Below are 22,283 nucleotides of genomic sequence, written 5' to 3' on the forward strand. Positions count from 1 at the left end.
GGCTGATCCGGCAATAGGGCAGGGGGCGCCGGGGGTGTCAACGGGGCTGATCCGGGGGCAGGCCTACGAGGAGGCGCTGTGAACCCATCCCTGGGCGCTACTTTTGCCATCCATGGCAAAAGACCTCCTCTTCGGCCTGCCCCCGGCGCCCCTGGCTTGGCGGTATTAGCCGCGTAGCTGATGCGCTTTGACGGGATAGCCGCGCTGCTTGTAGGTCTGCCAGCACTCGCGCTTGGCGACGAGCACCTGCTGGTGCTGGTTGATGATCTCGGCGACCCGCTCGAAGCGCGAGAACCACTCGGGGATGCCCGGGTCGAGGTTGAGCAGCGCCATGGGCGCTTCGGCGCTCGGCTCGGGCGGCTGTTCCCAGCCGATGGTCACCGCCACGCTCTCGGCCATCTCGCTGCCGAGCAGGGCGTGGGGCAGGTAGGCCTCGGGGCGGAAGGTCCACAGCCGCTCGTCGAGATCACTGGCCATGGCCTCGTCCTCGGCGTGCAGGTGCAGCCGGTAGCCCTTGCCGGCGATGGTCTCGGCCAGCCGGCAGGCGAAGTCGAGCCGTGCCTCGAGGGTTGTATCAGGCAAAATGTAGAAGTCGACCTGGGTCATGTGGACTCTCTGACCTCGGTGGCAGAGGGGCTTTGTCGGCGACAGGGTTACGAGGAGGCGCTGTGAACCCATCCCTGGGCGCTACTTTTGCCATCCATGGCAAAAGACCTCCTCTTCACCCTGTCCCCGACGCCCCTCTTCTAATGGCGTTACTAGCGAAGAATGGATTCCCGTCGTGAATGCAGCAGGGAATCCTTTTGTCAGACCAGCTTGGTCAACCAGCCATGCTTGTCTTCGGCCCGGCCGTACTGCAGATCGAGCAGCTTGCCGCGCAGGCGCTTGGCGATCTCGTTGCCGGCGTCGGGCATCTGCACGGTGCCGTCCTCGGTGACCAGCTGGCCCACAGGGGTAATCACCGCGGCGGTACCGCAGGCGAAGACTTCGGCGATCTCACCGGAGGCCACGCCGTCGCGCCACTCGTCGATGCTGATGGCGCGCTCTTCCGGGGTCAGGCCCTCGTCGCGACCGAGGGTCAGCACCGAGTCGCGAGTCACGCCCTCGAGAATGGTGTCGGTCAGGCGCGGGGTGACCAGGCGGCCGTCCTTGTAGACGAAGAACAGGTTCATGCCGCCCAGCTCCTCGATCCACTTGTTCTCGGCGGCGTCGAGGAAGGCGACCTGGCTGCAGCCGTACTTCTCGGCTTCCTTCTGGGCCGCCAGCGAGGCCGCGTAGTTGCCGCCGCACTTGGCGAAGCCGGTGCCGCCGGGGGCAGCGCGCTTGTAGTGCGAGGAGAGCCAGATCGACACCGGGGCGATGCCGCCCTTGAAGTAGGCGCCGGCGGGGGAGGCGATCACGTAGTAGTCGACTTCCCTGGCCGGGCGTACGCCGAGGAATTTCTCGCTGGCGATCATGAACGGGCGCAGGTAGAGGCTCGATTCGTCGCCCGCGTTCTTGGGCGTGGGCACCCAGCCCTGGTCGAGCTGCATCAGTGCGCGCAGCGACTCGACGAAGGTTTCGTCGTCGAGCTCCGGCAGCGCCAGGCGGCGCGCGCTGCGGCGAAAGCGCTCGGCGTTCTTCTCCGGGCGGAACGACCATACCGAGCCGTCCGGGTGGCGGTAGGCCTTGATGCCCTCGAAGATCTCCTGGCCGTAGTGCAGCACGGCGGCCGCCGGGTCGAGTGTCAGCGGACCGTAGGGGCGCACTTCGTGACCGTGCCAGCCGGCGTCGGCCGTCCAGCGAACATGGGCCATGTGGTCGCTGAAGTGCAGGCCGAAACCGGGGTTGGCGAGAATGTCGGCACGAATGTTGGCTGCCGTGGGCGTGGCGGTGGGCAGCATGTCGAAAGTGGCGTTGGGCACGGCAAATGGGTCTCCGCTATGCCGGGATTCCGGCGATTTATTGAGCTTTTCGGCGCTCCGGTGGGATGCGTCCGGAGCGCCTGATGCGACAGATGTAACGGTTGACGCCCGGGATGGCAACCTTGGCGGCGTCAGCTCTCGTTCTCGACCTGGCGCGCCTCTTCCTCACGGTCGAGCAGGTATTGGGTCAGCAGCCCCACCGGACGGCCGCTGGCGCCTTTCTGCTTGCCCGAGGTCCAGGCGGTGCCGGCAATGTCCAGGTGCGCCCAGGGGAACTGGTCGGCGAAGCGCGAGAGGAAGCAGGCCGCAGTGATGGTACCGGCCGGGCGACCGCCGATGTTGGCCATGTCGGCGAAGTTGGAGTCGAGCTGCTCCTTGTACTCGTCCCACAGCGGCAGGTGCCAGGCGCGGTCCCAGGCCGCTTCGCCGGCATCGAGCAGGTCCAGCGCCAGATCGTCGTCATTGGAGAGCAGGCCGGTGGCGTGGTGGCCCAGGGCGATGATCGCCGCGCCGGTGAGGGTGGCGATGTCGACCACGCTGGCAGGCTCGAAGCGCTCGGCGTAGGTCAGGGCGTCGCACAGCACCAGGCGCCCTTCGGCGTCGGTGTTGAGCACTTCCACGGTGAGACCCTTGAGCGTCTTGATGATGTCGCCTGGCTTGGTGGCGCGGCCGTCGGGCATGTTCTCGGCGGCGGCGACGATGAATACCAGGTTGAGCTTGGGGCGAATGCCGAGTATCGCCTTGGCGGTGCCGAACACGCTGGCCGCGCCGCACATGTCGAACTTCATCTCGTCCATGGCCTCGCCAGGCTTGAGCGAGATGCCGCCCGTATCGAAGGTGATGCCCTTGCCGACCAGCACGTGGGGGGCCTCGTCGGCGCTGTCGGCACCCTGGTACTTCATCACGATCAGACGCGAGGGCTGTTCGCTGCCGCGACCCACCGAGAGCAGGCTGTGAGCACCGAGCTCCTCCAGCGCCGCCTCGTCGAGGATCTCGACCTCTAGGACGCCGCCCGATTCGCGCCCGAGCTGCTCGGCCTGGTCGGCCAGGTAGCTCGGCGTGCAGACGTTGCCCGGCAGGTTGCCCAGGGTGCGAGTGTAGGCCACGCCCTGGCCCACGGCATTGCCGATGCGGGCGCCTTCGCGGGCTTCGTTGGCAGCCTCGCTGTCACTGAGCAGCAGGGCGACCTTGTCGAGCCGGGGACGCGGGGCCTTCTCCGATTTGAACTCGTCGAAGCGGTAGACCGCGCGCTGCGCCGCCTCGGCGGTCATGCGCGCCTTCCAGGCAATGCTACGCTCAGGCACGGGGACGTCGGTGAAGGCTACGGCGATGTCCTCCACCGGCAGGGCGGCGACGGCGGTGAAGGCAGCGTCAAGCGCCTTGATGAAGGCCCGCTCCTGGCATTTGCCGCGCTCACCCAGTCCCACCAGCATCAGACGGTCGGCGCTGAGGCCGGGGGCGAAGGGGAGCAGTTGCACGTTGCCCAGCTTGGCATCGAAGTCGCCGCGCTCGATCAACTGGCCGATCAGCCGCTCGCTGGCGTCGTCGAGCTTGGCGGCGGCAGGCAGCAGAGCGCCATCCTTGAAAACCGGGACCACGAGGCAGGCCGATTCGGCCTTGGCGGGATTGGCCGTCTGAACGGGGAATTCCATGGTGACTCCACAAGACAAGCGATGGGGGATTCTGGATAATGCCGGCACGGCTCCGGGGCCTGCCGAATCACCCCAGTGTACTCAAGGCATGGCGCCATTGCATGGAAGACCGCTGCATGATCATTTTTCGATACCTGACCCGCGAGATCCTGCTCACCATGGCCGCCGTTGCCGGCGTGCTGTTGCTGGTCATCATGGGCAGCCGGTTCATCCGCTACTTCACCGATGCGGCGGAAGGCGACATTCCTGCCGCCATCCTCGGCAATCTGATGCTGTACCACCTGCCGGGCTTTCTCGAGCTCATTCTACCGCTGGCCTTCTTTCTCGGCATTCTGCTGGCCTATGGGCAGCTCTATCTCAACAGCGAGATCACCGTGCTGGTGGCCTGCGGTACCAGCCCCATTCGGCTGTTCCAGATCAGCCTGGTGCCGGCCACCCTGGTGGCGATATTGGTCGGGCTGTGCAGCCTGTGGCTGACTCCCGCCGGGGCCCTGCATAACGCCGTAATGCTGGAGGAGCAGCGTAGCCGTCTCGACTTCTCCGCCCTGGCGCCGGGGCGTTTCCAGGACTTCGGTGGCGGCCGAACCGCCTACACCGAGTCATTCAGCGACGATGGCAGCCGCATGATCGAGGTGTTTATCAGCGAGCGGCAGCGCCGCCGCGACGGCACGCCGGAAACCGCGGTGACCCGAGCCGGCAGCGGCTACCAGACCGTCGACCCCGATACCGGTAGCCGCTTCCTGGTACTGGCCGATGGCGAGCGCTACAGCGTCGACCCCGGGCGCTTCGAGGCCGAGCGACTGGAGTTCGAGACCTATGCTGTACGCCTCTCGCTCGGCGGTGAGCGGCGCGAGCTGGAGTCGTCGGAGTACGCCACCACGGCTGCGCTGCTGCGCGACGACTCCAGCCGCGCGCAGGCCCAGTTGCAGTGGCGCATGTCATTGCCGCTGATGGTCTTCATCCTGACGCTGATGGCGATGCCGCTCTCGAGGGTCAATCCGCGCCAGGGACGCTTTGCCAAGCTGCTGCCGGCGATATTCCTGCATGTCTGCTATCTGAGCCTGCTGCTGGCAGCGCTGGATGCCATCGGCCGCGGCTCTCTGCCGGCGGCGATCGGCATGTGGCCGATTCACCTCGTGTTCCTGGCGCTTGGCCTGGGCCTGATGATGCACCACCAGCGCAGGGGGATGCGTTGATGCTGACGGATCGTCTCGATCGCTATATCGCCCGCAACGTGCTGGGGGCGATCCTCGTCGTCCAGGTCGTGCTGCTGGGCCTCGACCTGGTGATCTCCTACATCAACGACCTGGACGACGTGGAGGGCAACTACGGCGCCTTCCAGGTGCTGCTCTATCTGCTGATGCGGGTGCCATGGCGCTTCTATCAATACGCCCCGGTGGCGGTGCTGATCGGTGCGCTGATCGGCCTGGGCAGCATGGCGTCGAGCAATGAGCTGACGGTGATGCGGGCCGCAGGACGCTCCCTGGCGCGCATTCTGTGGGGGGTGATGAAGCCCATCATTCTGGTGGTGGTCGTGGTGCTGCTGACCGCCGAGTACGTCAGTCCGCGTACCGAGCAGTTCGCCAGCGCCTGGCGTCTGGAACAGATGCAGGGCGAAGGGGCGGTACTGGTCCAGCGCGGCGGCTGGCAGCGTGAGGGCGACAGCGTCTACCGCTTCGGCGCCATACGTGCCGACGACACCGTGCTCGACCTGACCCGCTATCGCTTCGAGGGGCGCGAACTGCGCGAGGCCGTGGTGGCCGAACGTGCGGTTTGGCGCGACGGCAGCTGGCAGCTCGAGGAAGTGGGCATCACGCGCTTCTTCGACGACCGCACCGAGGCGGAGCATCACGCTCAGCATCCTTGGCAGACCAACCTGACGCCGGCCCAGCTCAATCGACTGCTGCTGCCGATCAACAGCCAGGCGCCCAGCGAGCTATGGGCCTACTCCCGCTTCCTGCGGGATCAGGGTCTGCAGGCGACCCAGCCGTTGCTCTACTTCTGGCAGAAGATGCTGATGCCGCTGATGATGGGCTCGCTGGTGCTGGTAGCGGCCTCGTTCGTGTTCGGTCCGCTGCGCACCGTGGCGGCCGGTACGCGGGTATTCTATGGGGTCATCGTCGGGTTGACGTTCAAGTACCTGCAGGACCTGCTGGCACCGGCCTCGACGGTGTTCGGCTTTTCTCCGGTATGGGCGGTGCTGACGCCGATTCTGTTTAGTGCCGGGCTGGGGCTGTACCTGCTGCGCCGTTCCGGCTGAGGGGCGCTGTCTGCGACTGCCTGGGATGGTAGAGCCCAGAAAAACGCTAAAGAAGAGACCGCAATGCAACGACGTTTCGATCAGCTCGACGATGTATGGGCGGCCGGCCTCGGCCGGCGCCTGGGCGCCATGCTCTACGATGCCTTTCTGGTGGCGGCGATCTGGATCGCCCTCGCCGTGGTGCACGTGGCATTCGTTCGCTACGCGCTGGGCCTGGGCCCGGAGGATGTCGGAGCAGGGGAGCCCCAGCGCCTGACGCTGCAACTGCTGCTGCTGATCGGCGCCTTCGTCTTCTTCGCTTTCTCCTGGATGCGCGGCGGCATGACGCTCGGCATGCAGGCCTGGCGCCTGCGCGTGCAGACCCTCGATGGCCGCTCGATCACACTGATGCAGAGCCTGTTGCGCTATGTGGTGGCCTGGCTCTCCCTGGCGGCTTTCGGCCTGGGCTATCTGTGGGTGCTGTTCGATCGCCAGCGCCGCAGCTGGCCGGACATCGTCTCCGGGACCCAGGTGGTGGTACTGCCCAAGGCGGCGCGACGATGATGTGACGCCGATCAAAAAATGTTCGATTTGCCCTTGCGATAGTCTATGCGAATCATTTACATTAATCCTTGTAAGCACAGCGAGGTGATGTCGATGTACGTATGTCTCTGCAAGGGCGTATCAGACCACAAGATCCGCGAGACCGTGGCGGACGGCGCGCGCAGCTGGCGCGAGGTTCAGCGCGAAACGGGCTGCGGCACCCAGTGCGGCAAGTGTGCCTGTGTAGGCAAGACCATTACCCGCGACGCCATCACCGCTGAAGTCATGGCTTCCGCCAACGACCTGGCTTACGCCGTATAACGGCTCTCTCTTCTTCAATCGCAGGCAGCCGTCCTGCGAGTGACGTCAATCCTTCTCATTCTTGTTGTCATTGATCCAACCTGCTGCACTGGTTGGATTTTTTGCGTGGTTGGTCGGATACTGCCTATCATGAATGGATGAGCGTCACGTGACGACAAGGCAAGGCCCCACGACCGATCGGAGAAGGGAGAAAGGCAATGAAAGGCGATGCCAAGGTCATCGAGCACCTGAACAAGGCTCTCGGCAACGAGCTGGTGGCGATCAACCAGTACTTCCTGCATGCCAAGATGTACAAGGACTGGGGCCTCAAGGCGCTGGCCAAATGGGAGTACGACGAATCCATCGACGAAATGAAGCATGCCGACAAGCTGATCGAGCGCATCCTGTTCCTCGAAGGCGTGCCCAATCTGCAGGACCTCGGCAAGCTGCATATCGGCGAGAACGTGCGCGAGATGCTCGAAAGCGATCTCAAGATCGAGCATGAAGGCCGCAACGACTATATCGATGCCATCGCTTACTGCGAGCAGGTCAAGGACTACGTCTCTCGAGACCTGTTCCGCGAGATCCTGGCCGACGAAGAAGAGCATATCGACCATATCGAGACAGAGCTCGGCCTGATCGACAAGGTCGGCATCGAGAACTACCTGCTGAAGCAGATGCAGGAAGCCGGCGACGAGTAACGGCGACTCCGCAAGCCTCCAACCAGCGGCACCGACCCTCATCGGTGCCGTTTTCTATTGGTGCACCCGCATGCACCCTCCAGTTTTTGTTCGTTTACGCTGAGTTACCTGGCGTGTGCTGTTCGTCACTGATGAACTAAGCTGGTGCAAGCGGCCCGCTTTGGCGCTGGCTTTGCACCTTTCAGATGCCAAGTGCAGCGGACCATGCCCCGTCATGGCTCGCTGACCCCAAAGCCGAAGTGAAATGGATAGCTTTGGCAGGCCGATTGCATAGAACAAGCACAACCAAAAACGCATCGCGAGGGTGGCATTCATGAGTCGTCAACTTACCGCCGGCCTGTTGGCCGGTGCACTGGGCCTGTCCCTGCTCGGCACCGCCGTGGCGCAGGCGGATGAAACCCGTATTCGCTTCCAGCTCGACTGGCGCTTCGAGGGACCTTCGGCGCCCTTTTTGATGGCGGTGGAGCGCGGCTATTTCGCCGAAGAGGGGCTCAACGTGCAGATCGACTCCGGCAGCGGCTCTGCCGGGGCCATCAACCGGGTCGCCTCGGGGGCTTACGAGATGGGCTTCGGCGATCTCAATGCGCTGGTGGAATTTCTCGCCGAGAACCCAGACGGCCCGGGCATCCAGGGGGTCTACGTGGTCTACGACGGCACGCCGGCCTCGGTGCTGGCGCGCAAGGATCGCGGCATCGAGTCGCCGGCGGACCTGGCCGGCAAGGCGCTCGCCGCCCCGGCCTTCGACACCGGCTACCGGGCCTGGGGCATCTTCGCCGCCGCCAACGACCTCGAGGCCGGGGCCGTCGAATGGCAGAACGTCGACCCCGCTCTGCGCGAGACGCTGCTGGTGCGTGGCGACGTGGATGCCATCACCGGCTTCTACTTCACCAGCCTGCTCAATCTGGAAGGCCGTGGCATGAGCGAGGAGCAGCTCACCATCATGCCGTTCCCGGACTACGGCGTGCCGCTCTACGGTAACGCCATCATTGCCAGCGAAGCGTTCTCCGAGGCCAACCCCGAGGCGGTGGAGGGCTTCCTGCGCGCCTTCAATCGCGCCCTGGCGGAGACCCTGGCCGATCCCGAGGGGGCCATCGAGTACGTGCGTAACCGCGACGCGCTGATCGACGTGGAGATGGAGACGCGCCGGCTCAAGCTCGCCATCGACAGCGTCATCGACACCGAAGAGGCACGCGCCAACGGCGCCGGCGACGTGGACGAGCAGCGCCTGCGCGAGGCCATCCAACTGGTGGCGGATGCCTACGATCTGCCTTCGGTGCCCGAGCCCGAGCGGGTCTTCACCTCGCGCTTCCTGCCGCCGCAGGAGGAGCGCATGATCTTCCCCGAACGCGCGGAGTGACGGCTTTGGCAGACTCCACGCCCTTCGTCGACTTCGACCGGGTCAGCCTGGCTTACGACGACTCCGGCAATGCCATCGAGGACATCTCGCTCTCCATCCGGGAGGGCGAGTTCGTTGCCTTCGTCGGCCCCTCCGGCTGCGGCAAGTCGACCTTCATGAAGCTGTGTACCGGGCTGCATGCGCCCACCGCCGGCAGCGTGCAGGTGGACGGCGCCGCGGTGGGCGGGCCGCTGAAGAACTGCGGCATGGCGTTCCAGAGCGCCAATCTGCTGCCCTGGCGCACCACGCTGGACAATGTGCTGCTGCCGCTGGAGATCGTCAAACCTTACCGCTCGCAGTTTCGCAAGCGACGCGCGGAATTCGTCGGCTGGGCCCGCGACCTGCTGCGCACGGTGGGGCTCGAGGGCTACGAGGACCAGTACCCCTGGCAGCTCTCCGGTGGCATGCAGCAGCGCGCCTCGATCTGCCGCGCGCTGATCCACCGTCCACGCCTGCTGATGCTCGACGAGCCCTTCGGCGCGCTGGACGCCTTCACCCGCGAGGAGCTGTGGTGCGTGCTGCGCGATCTGTGGGAGGCCCAGCGCTTCACCGTGGTGCTGGTGACCCACGACCTGCGCGAGGCGGCGTTCCTGGCCGACACCGTCTACGTCATGAGCCGGCGCCCGGGGCGCATCATCGAACGCCGCGAGATCGATCTGCCGCGCCCCCGCGAGCTGGCGGTCACCTACGAGAAGCCCTTCATCGATCTGGTGCAGCAGCTGCGCAACCTGATCGGCGACATCCGCAGTGCCTGAGGAGCGAGCATGAACAAGAACGACAAGCTGCGCGAGCGGCTGGCGCCCTGGGTCGCGGTGCTGGCGCTGGTGGCGATCTGGGAGGTCAGCGTGCGCCTGCTGCAGGTGCCGGAGTTCATCTTTCCCAGCGCCTCGGCCACCGCCCAGGCCTTGGTGACCTTTGCCGGGCCCATCGGCATGCACTCCTGGCAGACCCTGTGGACCACCCTGGCGGGGTTCGCCCTGGGTGTGGCGGTGGGGCTGGCGCTGGGCTTCGTCATCGGCTCCTCGCGCTTTCTCTACCACGCCTGCTATCCGCTGCTGGTGGGCTTCAATGCCATTCCCAAGGTGGCCTTCGTGCCGATCCTGGTGGTGTGGTTCGGCATCGGCTCGGTGCCGGCGATCCTCACCGCCTTTCTGATCTGCTTCTTTCCCATCGTGGTCAACGTGGCCACCGGGCTCGCCACCCTGGAGCCGGAAATGGAGGACGTGCTGCGGGTACTCGGCGCAAGACGCATCGACGTGCTGCTCAAGGTGGGACTGCCGCGCTCGTTGCCCTATTTCTTCGCCTCGCTGAAGATCGCCATCACTCTGGCCTTCGTCGGCACCGTGGTCTCCGAGACGGTGGCGTCGAACCAGGGCATCGGCTACCTGATGATGAGCGCCGGCTCGCAGATGCGCATGGCGCTGGTGTTTGCCGGCCTGATCGTGATCAGCGCCATGGCCATGGTCATGTACGAGCTGTTTGCGTTACTGGAGAAGCGGATGACCGGATGGGCGCATCGAGGCCAGCGCTAGAACGCCTTCTCCAGGTCGAAGCGCGGCACCGGTTCGCCGCGCACCTCGACGGTCTCGGTGAACATGGCGAGCGGACGGACCCACAGGCCGTAGTCGCCGTACAGCGCGCGATACACTACCAGGGGCTCTTCGGTTTCGCTGTGATGAGCGACGCCGATCACCTCGTAGCGGTTGCCCTTGTAGTGGCTGTAGATGCCGGGGACGGGGAGGGGGTGGGTCATCGCGCAGGGCTCCAGTTCAGGGTCGTTATCGTTATCGGTCGCCGCTTTCGGCAGCGCGCTTTGCCAGGCGGGCCAGCACCCGTGAGGCGGCCACGAAGCCGAAGCCGCCGGTGACGAAGGTGGCCGCACCCACGCCGGAGGCGCAGTCGAGGCGGGTCGATTCCCCGGCGCCGGGCTTCTGCAGACAGACCTCGCCATCGGCGCCGGGATAGATCAGCTGTTCGTCAGAATAGACGCATTCCACCGAGAAGCGACGCTTGGGGTTGCGTGAGAAGCCGTAATCCCGGCGCAGCCGGGCGCGCACCTTGGCCAGCAGCGGGTCGTGCTCGGTGCGCGCCAGGTCCGCCACCTTGATGCGGGTGGGGTCTTGCTGCCCGCCGGCGGCACCGGCCACGACGATGGGCAGCTTGCGCCGCTTGCACCAGGCGATCAGCGCGGCCTTGGCCACCACGCTGTCGATGGCGTCGACCACGTAGTCGGCATCCTCGGGAATGCGCTGGGCCAGGTTGGTCGGGGTGACGAAGGCGGTGTCGGCAACGACCTGGATGCCCGGCTGGATCGCCCGGCAGCGTTCGGCCAGCACGTCCACCTTGGGTCGGCCGATGTTGCCATCCAGAGCGGGCAGCTGGCGGTTGACGTTGGAGACACAGACGTCGTCGAGATCGATCAGGGTCAGCCGGCCGATGCCCGAGCGCGCCAGCGCCTCTACCGTCCAACTGCCGACGCCGCCCACACCGACCACCACGACGTGGGCCTGGCGGAAGTGATCAAGCGCACGGGCGCCGTAGAGTCGCCGAATTCCACCGAAGCGGAAATCGTAGTCGTCCTGGGCCGGGGCGGCTTCCTGCGGTGGCAATGGGGCGGTCATGTCGGCGTCTTGAAACTCCGGTTGGTGGCGGTGGTGTCAGGCTAGGGAGAGTGGGGCTTCGGCGCAATCTGCCCGGTCGCTGGGCAGATGACCGGCCCAGCCGAAATGCTGGAACAGGGTCGTCATGGCGGCATCCAGGCTACAGCTCAAGGTCAGACAGCGCCCCGTGACAGGATGCTCGAAGCTCAGGCCCACGGCGGCCAGCAACAGCCGCGGGCAGCCCAGGCGCTCGGCGAAGAAGCGGTTATGATTGCCCTTGCCGTGCTTGGCGTCGCCGATGATCGGATAGCCGCGCCGTGACAGGTGGCGGCGAATCTGGTGGCGACGGCCGGTCAGCGGGCGTACCACCATCAGGGAATAGCGGCTGCTGGGATAGCGGTCCACCTGTACCGGCAGTTCGACGCTGTCGAGCCGCTTCACTTCGGTGAGGGCTTCGAGCGCCGGCATCTCCGCCTTGGGCCGGCTGCCATCCTCCTCGCGCAGGGCGTAATCGAGCCACTCTTGTGCGGGGCCGACGCCGCGCACCACCGCCAGATAGCGCTTGGCGGCCCGGCGTTCGGTGAAGATCTCGCCCAGGCGTGCAGCGATGTCCGAATTCAGAGCGAACACCATGACACCCGAGGTGGGGCGATCCAGTCGATGTACCGGATAGACGCGCTGGCCGAGCTGATCGCGCAGGCGTTGCAGCAGGAACTCGCGCTCGCCGCCCGCCAGCTTGGAGCGGTGCACCAGCAGGCCCGCCGGCTTGTGCACCGCGACCAGGTGCTCGTCCCGGTAGAGAAGGCTCAGAGGGTTCGTCATGACGGCCCGGTTCGGCAACGAAAGGCCGCTATTGTCGCCTTGGCCAATGCCCTTGTCACCCCGAGTTGCGGCTGGCTGCCTCGCTCACTCGCTGTCCTGACAGTTGCCGCGCAGCTCGATGGCGTGGGCGATGCGCTCGATGCCTTGGCGATACGCCGCCCGGCGATAGGAGATCTCCTCCTGTTCGGCGCGCTCGAAGACCAGTTCGCTCTGGCGTTCGAGGTGCTCGGCCAGCCGCCGATTGATCTCCTCCTCCGGCCAGCGCTCGCCGCTACGATTCTGCACCCACTCGTAGTAGCTGACGATGACGCCGCCAGTGTTGGCCAGCACGTCGGGCAGTACCGGCACGCCGCGCTCCTCGAGCCGTTCGTCGGCACGGCTACTGACCGGCCCGTTGGCGATCTCGAGCAGCGCGCCGGCCTTGACCTGATCGACGTTGTCTTCATGCACCTGATTCTCCAGTGCCGCCAGCGCCAGGACGTCTACCTCCAGGGTGAGCAGCTCGTCGCGATCGAGCTTCTCAACGTCCTCGGCGATGCACACAGAATCGTCGCAGTAAACCATCTCGTGCAGCCGCATATTACGCTGCTTCTGCTCCATGATGGCGTCAGGATCGAGGCCTTCCTCGCTGTAGATGGCGCCCTTTGAGTCGGACACCGCAACGATGCGATAGCCCTGATCGTGGGCTAGCCGGGCAAAGTGATAGGCAGCATTACCGAAGCCCTGGATAGCCACTGTTGTCTCCTCTGGCTTGCGCTTCTCGCGCGCTGCCCACAGGTCGAGCACGTGCAGGGCGCCACGTCCGGTGGCGGCCACACGACCCAGCGACCCGCCCAGCTCGGGAGGCTTGCCGGTAATCGCGGCGGGCACCTTGCCGCGGGCCAAATGATCGAACTCGTCGGCCATCCAGCCCATCACCGTGGCGTTGGTGTTTACGTCCGGTGCGGGAATGTCGCGGTCGGGTCCCATGATGTCGGCGATGGCGCGAACGTAGCCCCGGGCCAGTCGTTCCAGCTCCAGCTTCGACAGCTGCTTGGGGTCCACCTTCACGCCGCCCTTGCCGCCGCCGTAGGGCAGGTCGACCACGGCGCACTTCACCGCCATCCAGAAGCTGAGGGTGGTCACTTCCTCCTGATTGACGTCGGGATGAAAGCGAATGCCGCCCTTGGCCGGCCCCAGCGTCGTGTTGTACTGCACCCGCCAGCCGGGAAAGACCTTGAGGCTGCCATCGTCCATGCGCACCGGCACGCTGACCTGCAGCGAGAGGCTGGGCTGCATCAGTCGCTCCCTGGCATCGCCCTGGATGTCGATGGCTTGGCACACTTCCTCGAGGCGCGAGCGTGCGTCGTCGAACAGGTTGGCATGATCCGTTTGCCCAGACATCGGTTTCCTCCTGATGATGTGGCCTGTCGTTGCCTGATTCAGCGTAGCAGCATCGGGTGGTATGTGAGCCAAAGGCGCAAGAACATAAAGCTTCAAACTGTTACATGCCGAAGCACTATCTTGAGCAGGAGACTTGGACAAGGAGGTCGTTGTGAGTCGATTGGCCCGAAGCGCACTGCTTTGGTGTGGTGGCTATCTTTTGTTGGCTCTGTTGCCCCTCGGCATCGCCGTTATCCGCCAGCCTGACGAAACGCGGGAGTTCGGTGCCGAACTCGGTGCCCTGCTGGGGCTGCTGGCGCTTGGCGTTCTTGCCTGTCAGGCGGTGATCTCGGGGCGGCATCGCTGGTTCGCCGAATCGGTCGGTCACGACAACATTCTGCAGTTCCATCGCCAGACCGGCATCTTCGCGCTGCTGCTGGTGCTGGCTCATCCGCTGGTGATGATCGCCACCCGCCCCGGCTGGATCGAGTATCTCGATCCCCGCGAGGATACCCTGCGCGCGATCACCCTCATACTGCTGGTGCTGGCCACGCTGATGCTGGTGGCAAGCTCGCTGTGGCGTACGCGCTTCGGGCTCTCCTACGAGTGGTGGCGGGCTCTGCACGGCGGGCTGTCGCTTTTCGTCGTCGCCGGTGGCCTGGGCCATGCGGTCATGGTGCAGCACTACACGGAAGGCATCTTCACGACGCTGCTGCTAGGCGTGGTGGTGGGGCTTGCGCTGCTGCTGGTGGTCGAGACGCGGCTGCTGAGGCCTTGGCGTCTGCGCAATCAGCCCTGGAAGGTGGTGGACAATCAGCAGGAGCGTGGCGATGCGGCAACCCTGACCCTTGAAGCCGAAGGCGATCACCGTCTCGACTTCGCTCCCGGACAGTTCTTCTGGATCACCTTGGGCGAGACGCCGTTCTCGCTGCAGCAGCATCCGTTCTCGGTGGCCTCGTCCAGTGAAGATGGCAAGCGCTTCGCGTTCACGGCCAAGCGCCTGGGTGACTTCACCAATACGCTCCCCGAGGTACCGCCGGGCACGCACGCCTTCGTCGAAGGCCCCTATGGCGCCTTCATACCCGAACCGGACAATGTTTCCGGTGCGGTACTCATTGCCGGAGGCATCGGCGTCACGCCGATCATGAGCATCCTGCGCTCGCTGCGTGACCAGGGCGACACTCGGCCGCTGTGGCTGCTCTATGCCAACAAGACCTGGGAGGACGCCACCTTTCGCGACGAACTGGCCGAACTGGAGCAGGTTCTCGATCTCGACGTAATTCATGTCATCAGCGATCCCGAACCCGAATGGAAAGGGGAGCGCGGCAAGATCGACGAAGCGTTGGTGAGGCGCCGCCTGCCCCCGGACGACGGCCGCCGCGAGTATTTCATCTGCGGCCCCGAACCGCTGATGAATGCCGTGGAGAAAGCCCTGCTCGCCCAGGGGGCGGCGACCACGCGGATCTATTCCGATCGTTTCGACATCGTTTAGGAGAGGAGCATGCTGCACGTCATCGCCAAGTGGGCCGGCAGCGTGGCCAGCGGACTGTTGTTGCTGATCGTGGTGCTGCTGGCGCTATGGTTGGCAGGCCGGATCTGATGGACCGGCTCTGATGGAATGAGCTGATGAGATGTGCCTGGCGCCCGGCGATGGGGGCTGGTCATGAGGCATTGCACTCGGGCATGATCGAATTTTCGCCCTGACCGTGAGGCCCCCATGTCCCCCGAGAGCGCCTTGCTCTACTTCCTCGCCATCTTCGTCTTCGCCGTTACCCCCGGCCCCGGAATCTTCGCCATCCTGGCCCGCGGCATGTCCTCCGGGGCGCGGGCCTGCTGGCCACTGGCGCTGGGCATGACGGTCAGCGACCTGCTCTACCTCATGCTGGCCTTTCACGGGCTGGCGGTGCTGGCCGAGCACTGGGGCGAGGCGTTCACCATGATTCGCTATGTCGGTGCCGCCTATCTCTTCTACTTGGCCTGGAAACTGTGGACCTCGCCCGTCGGTGAGGCCGACCTGTCGGCAGGTTCCCGGCGCGTCGACCTCGTGAAGGGGTTTCTGCAGGGCTTTCTCATCTCCGCTTCCAACCCTAAGGTGATCCTGTTCTACATCGCCTTCTTGCCGACCTTCGTCGACCTGGTGGCGCTGGCCTCCGGCGACATGCTGTTGACTGTGTTGCTGACGTTCGTCGGGCTCATGCTGGGACTGATGCTGGTCGCCGTGGGGGCCGCCAGCGCGCGCCGGTGGCTGCAGAGCGAGCGTGCCATGAAGGGGGCTAACCGCTCCGCGGGGGCGCTGATGGTGGCGGCAGGCGCTTTCCTGGTGGCCAAGGGCTAAGCGTCTCGAGGGCTGCGTCGCGGCGTACCGACGACCTCAGGCCAACCAGTCGCTGCGTTCCAGACGGTAGATACAGCAGAGGTCGTTGCCCAGGCGGCGCTTTTCGACGAAGCGAAAGCCCAGCCGCTCGTAGAAGCGCTGGGCCCGACGATTGTCGGCGAGCGGATCGATCAGCACGGCGGAAACCCGGGGGTCGGCGAAGCAGTGCGCCAGGGCCAACTGCATCATGGTGGTGCCGTAGCCCTTGCCCAGCTCCTCGGGCTCGCCAATCCAGATATCGATGGCACGCAAGCCGTCGCCCACCTCGCCCCAGTAGCCGCTCTCGTCACGGGCGGGATCGAGTATCTGGATGAAGCCGATGGCGCGTCCTTCGCGCTCGGCGATGAACTGTTGGCAGCCTTCGGCCGGATGGGCCAGCTCGGTCTGCCACTCCCATTTGTCGTTGGGGTTGGCCGCAACGACATGGGGCTCGGTGTCCCAGCGCTCGAGCAAGGGACGATCCTCGGGTGTCGCGGGGCGCAGTCGCAGCCGCCGCTTGGCATTCACTTCCGTGTTGATTGGATCAGTTTCCACCAGCGTCTCATTCCATCGAAAGAGCCTAGCCAAAGCATAGCAGCTGCCGTTCCGAACAGCGGTCATACGGCGGTTCGGTCCGGGGGTGGGGCTCCAGTCCGGCGCCGCCGCTCGCGCTCACGGCGGCGGTGGTGGGCCAGGGCATTGCCATTTGCCAGTTGGACCAGGAAATCGATCTCCTCGTCACTGAGCGGTTCGCGCTGGCGCCGTGGCATAGGGCTTCTCCTGTCGAAGCGCTAGGTCTCCCCGACGCTAACGACGTATGGTGACAGAGTGGTGACGCCCCCAGGACGGGCAAGATGTGAAGTTTGCCGAAGCTATCGGACTTCCTTCAGCATGACTTCGGCGTCTGCCTCTTTTTCTATGGCTTTGCAGATTGATGCCTCTATCGCAGACGATACCGTCTGTTGGGTACTGGATGCCGTCAGCGTGGTGAGTGGCACCGCTCTGGCGTTACCGCTCCCTGCTATTTGCATCCCTGCTATTCGAGCATAAAGCCCGGCCAGTTCGGCGGCCTTGGCGTCCTCGTGCCAGCCGCCCGCATGGGTCATGGCACGCTGCGCCAGTTCGCCGCGCAGCGCGTCATCGTCGAGCAGTCGGTTCACCTTGGCGGCGAAGTCGTCGAGATCCTCGTCGGCAATCAGGCAACCCGCACCGTCCACCAGCACGTCGCGGGTGCCCATCATGGCGGTGGAGACGACTGGGGTACCCAGCGCCATGGCCTCCAGCAGCACCAACCCCTGGGTTTCGGTGCGTGAGGCGAAGATGAAGGCATCTGCCGCACGGTAGGCGGTCTGCAGCGGGCCGTTGCGCCCCAGGTAGCCAAGAAAGTGCACGGCGTACTCCATGCCGATCTGCCGAGCCCGGCGTGCCAAGGCCGCTCGGGCCGGTCCTTCGCCAGTAATGATCAGGCGCGTATCGGGATGCTCGGCCAGCACCCGGGGCAGCAGGTCGATCAGAAAGGCGATGTTTTTCTCGAAGGCGAGGCGTCCGACGAACAACAGCAGCCGGGCGTTTTTCGGCAGATGGTAGCGGTCGCGGAAGTCATCGTCCTCGACGGAATGACGGAAGCGCTCCAGCGCCAATCCGGTGGGGATGACTGCCACGGGCGTTTTGACGCCATAGCGCAGGAGTGTGTCGTGCATGGCATGCGACGGTGCCACCAGCGCTGCCAGCTGGCGGCACTGCCACACCGAGAGGCGCCGGGCGAGGAAGCGCAGCCAACGGCTGGGTACGCCGCGAACATAGAGGGGGAGATACTCCTCGAACAGCGTGTGGTAGGTGGCCAGGGCCGGAATGCCCAGCCGCCTTGCCAGCGCCACGCCGGCATAGTGGGCGACGAAGGGTGTGTGAATGTGTACCAGATCGAAGTGCTCTGCGGCGAGCCGCGGCGCCAGTCTCATCACCTCGCGATAGTGCATCATGCGATCTTCGGGGGAGCCAGGAACGCCGCGCGAGGAGATCCTCAGTACGTCCGGTTCATCCACTTGCCCCACGGGATAGCCGGGGCAGACCAGGGTGACGGAATGGCCGAGCCTTTGTAGCGCATCGCGGAAGCTGGCAATCGAGGTGGCGACACCGTTGATGCGGGGAAAGTAGACGTCGGAAAGCATCAATATGTTCATGGTTCGGCTCTGCATGGCAGGATGCCTCACCATCCTGCGTCGTCCGAGTGACGCCATGGTGACAGTGGAGGCTCGAGAAGGCGAAGCGCCACGCACCGCTGTCATGGTGCTGTCATCTAAACGTTGCAATCTCGCCCTGACACCATTTCAGGGCTGACCATGACGACCTCCGACATCGAGGAGAGCGAGCTCAGAGCGATCATAGAGGGCGAGCGGCTCACGCCATGCTTCCAACCCATTGTCGATGTCGCCAGGCAGTGCGTGCACGGCTACGAGGCGCTGATTCGCGGCCCCGAAGGCTCCAGGCTGCACTCTCCGTTGGTCCTGTTCGAGGTGGCCATTCAGTCGGGCCTGCTGGTAGAGCTCGATCTGCTGTGCCGCCGGCTGGCGATTGCCGCCTTCGTGCGGCTAGGCTTGCCCGGTAGGCTGTTCCTCAACGTGATGCCGTTGACCATCGTCGAGCGAGACTTTAGCGAGGGGTTGACCCTGGGCTATCTGCGCGACCATGGGCTGGCTCCCAATCGTGTCGTCATCGAACTCACCGAACATCTGCCGATCACCGATTACGTGCTGATGCGCCAAGCGGTGGAGCACTATCGCGACATGGGTTTTCAGGTTGCGCTGGACGACCTAGGGGCCGGCCATTCGAGTCTGCGCCACTGGGCCGAGCTGCGCCCCGACTTCGTCAAGCTCGACCGCCACTTCATCTCCGGCATCGATCAGGACCCCGACAAGCGGCAGTTCCTGCGCTCGATTCTCGATGTATCGCGCAGCCTCGGCTGCCAGCTGATAGCGGAAGGCGTGGAAACCGCCGAGGAGTACCGCTCGCTGTGGGAGCTGGATCGCAGCCTGTCGCTGCTGCAAGGCTACTACTTTGCCCGTCCCAGCCAGACCCCGTCGCGAGATATCGGCCGCTCACTGCCGGTCGGAGCCTCGGCCCGTCACGGACTGGTACGCAGCGCTCACACCATCATGAAGTCGCTGGCACCGATCGAACCGCAGATGCCTGTACTGGAGTTGAGCGGACGGTTTCGTGGCGAGCCGGGCCTGCGCTGTGTGGCGGTGGTGGAAAACGACAGGCCGGTCGGTGTGGTGCGGCGCAGCGAGTTTCTTACCCTGTTCACCAACCCCTACAGTCATGCCCTGTTCGCCAAGCGTCTGGTGCGGGACATGTGCGATTCACGCTTCGCCGTGGCCGTCGATGAAACGCCGCTGACCCTGCTCAGCCAGCAGCTCACCGACAGTGCGGATGTGCCCCAGGAGGATTTCGTCATCGTCGACGGCGAGGGCCGCTATCGCGGCATGGGTAATATCGTTGACCTGTTGCGCGAGATCACTGCCATTCAGGTGCGTCAGGCGCGCCATGCCAATCCGCTCACCGGTCTACCCGGGAACCTGATGATCAACGAGACGCTGAGCGAATGGCTGGAGCATGGCAAGGTCTTCACTGCCGTCTACTGCGATCTCGACAACTTCAAGGCCTATAACGACGCCTACGGCTATGCGCGGGGCGACCGGGTGATTCTGGCGCTGGCTCAGCTGCTCGATGAGCAGGTCGGCAAGACGGGGTTCATCGGTCACATCGGCGGTGATGACTTCATGCTGCTACTGGACGATGCCGGTTGGGAGGCGCGCTGTCACCGTATTCTGACAGCATTCGGCGCCATGGCGCCGGACTTCTACGATGCGGAGGATCGCCGAGCCGGCGGGGTACGGGTCGAGAGTCGGCAGGGCCGCGTGACGTTCTATCCCTTCGTCAGTCTGTCGCTGGCGGCAAGGCCGGTAAGTGATGGTCGCGGCTGTGACGTCCTGGCAATATCCGAAGATCTTTCGGAACTCAAGCAACAAGCCAAGCGACAAGCTGGCAACAGTCTGTTCATCGAGCGGCGCTGCCGGCACTGACGGCGGGCGTGTACCGGCCTCGCGGAGCGAGCGAGGCCGGTCGGCCGGCTGTTGCGTTATTCGGCGCTGAGCGAGAGCGTGAAGCTTCCGCTCTCGCTGTTGCCGTAGGCCCGGGCAGTGGCGCGGTAGGTGCCCGCCTCCAGGTGAGTGGCGATGCGCGAGTTCATCCCATCGCCACCGTCATCGTCGCTCAGAAAGAGCCCTTCGCCCTCGAGTTCGAGATAGGCGTCGAAATCGTCGGAATGCAGGTCCAGACGATAGTCGCCGGCCTCCTCGATCACGATCTCATAGACGTTGCGTGCACCCGGCTCCAGCCACGCCTGCAGCGCGCGTCCGCTCTCCAGTTGCCCTTCACTGGCGAGTTCGTCGAGGGCGATGGCGGCCGCACGCAGCTCGAACAGGCCGCTGCCCTGGCCGCTGTGGCTGCGAGCCAGCACGGTGTACTCGCCGGCTTCCAGCGAGCGGATCAGCCGCGCGTTCAGCCCTTCGCCACCATCGTCATCGCTGGCAAAGACGCCATCGCCATGCAGCTCCAGAAAAGCATCGAAGTCGGCCGAGAGCATATCCAGCGTCACCATCGCCGGCGCCTCGAGAGTGAGCTGATACTCCAGGCCATTGCCGCTGAACCAGCCGAACAGCGGCTCGTCGATTGCCAGCTCACCGCTGTTGCGCAGCGTCTCATCGCTGGCCAGCTCATGGGGAGCCAGCTCCAGAGTATAGAGGCCGCTGTCCTGGCCGTAGGCGCTGCGCGCGGTGAGACGATACTCCCCGGGTTCGAGGAAATCGGCGATGCGGGCGTCCAGGTTTCCGGCGCTGTCGTCGTCCTCACGGCGATAGCCATTGGGGCCTTCGAGCACCAGGTAGGCGTCTACGTCGCTGGAGCGCATCTCGAACTGATAGAGGCCGCTCTCCTCGATGGTCACGCTAAAGGTGTCGCCACCGTCCTGCAGCCAGCCGTCGGCGCTGGAGGGCATGGCCAGCGTATCGCTGGTCGTCAGCTCCATCTCCCGGGTGGTGAGGGTGAAGGGGCCGTAGCTGTGCATGTCCTGACCGCTGACTACCACCACGTAGTCGCCGCCCTCGTCGATCCGGCGACGCAGAGAGGTTGCCGCCGAGACGTCGTAATACATGGGGCTCGCGCTGGTGGCGAGCAGCTGCAGCTCGGGATCGTAGAGCGAAAGCGTGCCGTGCAGAGGGCCGCCGAGCTCGATCTCGATCAGGGTTCCCTCTTCGACCGGTAGATGGAAACGCTCGAAGCGGCTGCCATCCTTGCCGTTGAGCTCGCTGGACGAGGTGAGTTCGCTGCGCAGTCGTTCGCCAAGTTGCAAGGCCGGTGTTGAGACGGTGTCGTCCGCTACGGCCTGATCGACAGTCGGGACGGGAGCGGTCGAGTTGCTCGGTACTTGCCAGCCAACGATCAAACCGATGGCGGCGCCGCCTAGGGCGGCAAGGGTAGTGGTGGAGGCGCGATTGGCCATGAAAGCGTCCTTGTTCGATGGCAAGCATCGGTAAGAGGGCCCGCGAGGGGTTACATTGCGTAACCATTATATGCCGGGTCTGCGTTGAGGGATATGTGCTGAATCGGCGCTTGCACTTCGCCAGGCGGCGACCACACTGGTGGCGTCATCACAACACGCAACGAAGGGGAGTCGGGATGTCTTCCACGGTTCTGATTACCGGTGCCAATCGCGGCATCGGCCTGGCGCTGGCGCGCCATTACAAGAAGGCGGGCTGGCGCGTGTACGGTGTCTGCCGCAGCACCTCGCAGGAGCTCGACGAGCTGGCCGATCAGGTCATCGATGGGGTCGACGTGACCCGCACCAAGGACGTCGCACGGCTGGCCGAGGCGCTGGCGGGGCAGCGTCTGGACTTGCTGATCAACAACGCCGGCCTGCTGCGCGATGAGTCGCTGGGCTCGCTCGATTTCGACACCATTCGCGAACAGATGGAGGTCAACGCCTACGCTCCGCTGCGGGTGACCGAGGCGCTGCTCGACAATCTCGGGGCGGGCAGCAAGGTAGCCAACATCACCAGTCGCATGGGGTCGATCGCCGATAACGACTCCGGCGGCCGCTACGGCTACCGGGCTTCCAAGGCGGCGCTCAACGCCTTCGGCAAGTCGTTGGCCATGGATCTCAAGCCCCGCGGCATTGCGGTGGCCCAGCTGCATCCGGGGTACGTGCAGACCCGCATGGTCAATTTCGGCGGGCTGATAACCCCCGAGGAAGCGGCAGCCGGTATCGCCGCGCGCATCGAGGCGTTGACCCTGGAGAACAGCGGGGGGTTCTGGCACAGCAACGGCGAGGCGCTGCCCTGGTAGTCAGGCGTC

The 22,283-nt window shown here is 64.9% G+C and carries 23 protein-coding genes; 12 read left to right on the plus strand and 11 right to left on the minus strand.

Going from position 1 to position 22,283, the window contains the following annotated elements; translation table 11 throughout:
- Window positions 1-165: 165 nt before the first annotated feature.
- The 3 genes from HOP53_RS09355 to HOP53_RS09365 form a co-directional block, all read right to left on the minus strand.
- Entirely contained in the window at window positions 166-606 is a 441-nt protein-coding gene (locus HOP53_RS09355) for a DNA polymerase III subunit chi (protein WP_010626559.1), read from the minus strand.
- Between the two features lie 200 nt (window positions 607-806).
- Window positions 807-1,883: a branched-chain amino acid aminotransferase gene (locus tag HOP53_RS09360; RefSeq protein WP_234270419.1), complete on the minus strand. Its 1,077-nt coding sequence runs from the start codon at window positions 1,881-1,883 to the stop codon at window positions 807-809.
- Window positions 1,884-2,035: 152 nt separating this feature from the next.
- A complete protein-coding gene (locus tag HOP53_RS09365) occupies window positions 2,036-3,556 on the minus strand; it encodes a leucyl aminopeptidase (protein WP_234269794.1) in 1,521 nt (506 codons plus the stop codon).
- A gap of 116 nt (window positions 3,557-3,672) precedes the next feature.
- Here HOP53_RS09365 and lptF point away from each other — a divergent pair, with 116 nt between their 5' ends.
- The 8 genes from lptF (at window position 3,673) to HOP53_RS09405 (ending at window position 10,267) form a co-directional block, all read left to right on the plus strand.
- Complete coding sequence (lptF, locus tag HOP53_RS09370) at window positions 3,673-4,752, plus strand: LPS export ABC transporter permease LptF (RefSeq protein WP_234269795.1); 1,080 nt, start codon at window positions 3,673-3,675, stop codon at window positions 4,750-4,752.
- The gene (gene lptG / locus HOP53_RS09375; RefSeq protein ID WP_234269796.1) at window positions 4,752-5,816 is read left to right on the plus strand and encodes an LPS export ABC transporter permease LptG; all 1,065 of its coding nucleotides are present in this window, start codon (window positions 4,752-4,754) and stop codon (window positions 5,814-5,816) included. Before lptF ends, lptG begins: the two co-directional genes overlap by 1 nt.
- 63 nt (window positions 5,817-5,879) lie before the next feature.
- Window positions 5,880-6,359: an RDD family protein gene (locus HOP53_RS09380; RefSeq protein ID WP_234269797.1), complete on the plus strand. Its 480-nt coding sequence runs from the start codon at window positions 5,880-5,882 to the stop codon at window positions 6,357-6,359.
- A gap of 93 nt (window positions 6,360-6,452) precedes the next feature.
- Window positions 6,453-6,659, plus strand: coding sequence for a (2Fe-2S)-binding protein (locus tag HOP53_RS09385; protein WP_234269798.1), 207 nt, complete (start codon window positions 6,453-6,455; stop codon window positions 6,657-6,659).
- Between the two features lie 197 nt (window positions 6,660-6,856).
- Window positions 6,857-7,339, plus strand: coding sequence for a bacterioferritin (gene bfr, locus HOP53_RS09390; RefSeq protein ID WP_234269799.1), 483 nt, complete (start codon window positions 6,857-6,859; stop codon window positions 7,337-7,339).
- Window positions 7,340-7,652: 313 nt separating this feature from the next.
- Entirely contained in the window at window positions 7,653-8,696 is a 1,044-nt protein-coding gene (locus HOP53_RS09395; protein WP_234269800.1) for an ABC transporter substrate-binding protein, read from the plus strand.
- The gene (locus HOP53_RS09400; RefSeq protein WP_234269801.1) at window positions 8,693-9,490 is read left to right on the plus strand and encodes an ABC transporter ATP-binding protein; all 798 of its coding nucleotides are present in this window, start codon (window positions 8,693-8,695) and stop codon (window positions 9,488-9,490) included. The genes HOP53_RS09395 and HOP53_RS09400 overlap by 4 nt, the downstream gene beginning before the upstream one ends.
- 9 nt (window positions 9,491-9,499) lie before the next feature.
- Window positions 9,500-10,267, plus strand: coding sequence for an ABC transporter permease (locus HOP53_RS09405; protein ID WP_234269802.1), 768 nt, complete (start codon window positions 9,500-9,502; stop codon window positions 10,265-10,267).
- Here HOP53_RS09405 and HOP53_RS09410 read toward each other — a convergent pair.
- From HOP53_RS09410 to HOP53_RS09425, 4 genes are all read right to left on the minus strand, one after another.
- Window positions 10,264-10,488, minus strand: a complete 225-nt coding sequence (locus HOP53_RS09410; protein ID WP_234240729.1) for a DUF1653 domain-containing protein — start codon at window positions 10,486-10,488, stop codon at window positions 10,264-10,266. The two genes, HOP53_RS09405 and HOP53_RS09410, sit on opposite strands and share 4 nt — an antisense overlap.
- A 31-nt stretch (window positions 10,489-10,519) precedes the next feature.
- A complete protein-coding gene (gene tcdA / locus HOP53_RS09415) occupies window positions 10,520-11,356 on the minus strand; it encodes a tRNA cyclic N6-threonylcarbamoyladenosine(37) synthase TcdA (protein WP_234240730.1) in 837 nt (278 codons plus the stop codon).
- 36 nt (window positions 11,357-11,392) lie between these two features.
- Entirely contained in the window at window positions 11,393-12,157 is a 765-nt protein-coding gene (locus tag HOP53_RS09420; protein ID WP_234269803.1) for a pseudouridine synthase, read from the minus strand.
- A gap of 84 nt (window positions 12,158-12,241) precedes the next feature.
- The gene (locus tag HOP53_RS09425; RefSeq protein ID WP_086508080.1) at window positions 12,242-13,540 is read right to left on the minus strand and encodes a Glu/Leu/Phe/Val family dehydrogenase; all 1,299 of its coding nucleotides are present in this window, start codon (window positions 13,538-13,540) and stop codon (window positions 12,242-12,244) included.
- A 151-nt stretch (window positions 13,541-13,691) separates the two neighbouring features.
- Between HOP53_RS09425 and HOP53_RS09430 the strand changes: the two genes are divergently transcribed.
- On the plus strand, window positions 13,692-15,011 hold the full coding sequence (locus tag HOP53_RS09430) for a ferredoxin reductase family protein (protein ID WP_234269804.1): 1,320 nt from the start codon (window positions 13,692-13,694) through the stop codon (window positions 15,009-15,011).
- Between the two features lie 225 nt (window positions 15,012-15,236).
- Window positions 15,237-15,854: a LysE family translocator gene (locus HOP53_RS09435; protein ID WP_234269805.1), complete on the plus strand. Its 618-nt coding sequence runs from the start codon at window positions 15,237-15,239 to the stop codon at window positions 15,852-15,854.
- Between the two features lie 36 nt (window positions 15,855-15,890).
- Here HOP53_RS09435 and HOP53_RS09440 read toward each other — a convergent pair whose 3' ends face one another.
- The 3 genes from HOP53_RS09440 to HOP53_RS09450 form a co-directional block, all read right to left on the minus strand.
- Window positions 15,891-16,427 carry a GNAT family N-acetyltransferase gene (locus HOP53_RS09440; RefSeq protein ID WP_234255371.1) on the minus strand — a complete coding sequence of 179 codons (537 nt, stop codon included), beginning with the start codon at window positions 16,425-16,427 and terminating at the stop codon, window positions 15,891-15,893.
- Between the two features lie 62 nt (window positions 16,428-16,489).
- Window positions 16,490-16,642: a hypothetical protein gene (locus HOP53_RS09445; protein ID WP_234269806.1), complete on the minus strand. Its 153-nt coding sequence runs from the start codon at window positions 16,640-16,642 to the stop codon at window positions 16,490-16,492.
- A gap of 102 nt (window positions 16,643-16,744) precedes the next feature.
- Entirely contained in the window at window positions 16,745-18,052 is a 1,308-nt protein-coding gene (locus HOP53_RS09450) for a glycosyltransferase (RefSeq protein ID WP_234269807.1), read from the minus strand.
- Between the two features lie 159 nt (window positions 18,053-18,211).
- Here HOP53_RS09450 and HOP53_RS09455 point away from each other — a divergent pair, with 159 nt between their 5' ends.
- Entirely contained in the window at window positions 18,212-19,954 is a 1,743-nt protein-coding gene (locus HOP53_RS09455) for a bifunctional diguanylate cyclase/phosphodiesterase (RefSeq protein ID WP_234255365.1), read from the plus strand.
- Between the two features lie 56 nt (window positions 19,955-20,010).
- Here HOP53_RS09455 and HOP53_RS09460 read toward each other — a convergent pair whose 3' ends face one another.
- Window positions 20,011-21,432 (minus strand): hypothetical protein, encoded by a 1,422-nt coding sequence (locus HOP53_RS09460; RefSeq protein WP_010626593.1) that lies wholly within the window; start codon window positions 21,430-21,432, stop codon window positions 20,011-20,013.
- A 176-nt stretch (window positions 21,433-21,608) separates the two neighbouring features.
- Here HOP53_RS09460 and HOP53_RS09465 point away from each other — a divergent pair, with 176 nt between their 5' ends.
- Window positions 21,609-22,274, plus strand: coding sequence for an SDR family oxidoreductase (locus HOP53_RS09465; RefSeq protein WP_234269808.1), 666 nt, complete (start codon window positions 21,609-21,611; stop codon window positions 22,272-22,274).
- Window positions 22,275-22,283 lie beyond the last annotated feature (9 nt).

The sequence above is a fragment of the Billgrantia ethanolica genome (genome assembly GCF_021404305.1).
GTDB classification, from domain to species: domain Bacteria; phylum Pseudomonadota; class Gammaproteobacteria; order Pseudomonadales; family Halomonadaceae; genus Halomonas; species Halomonas ethanolica.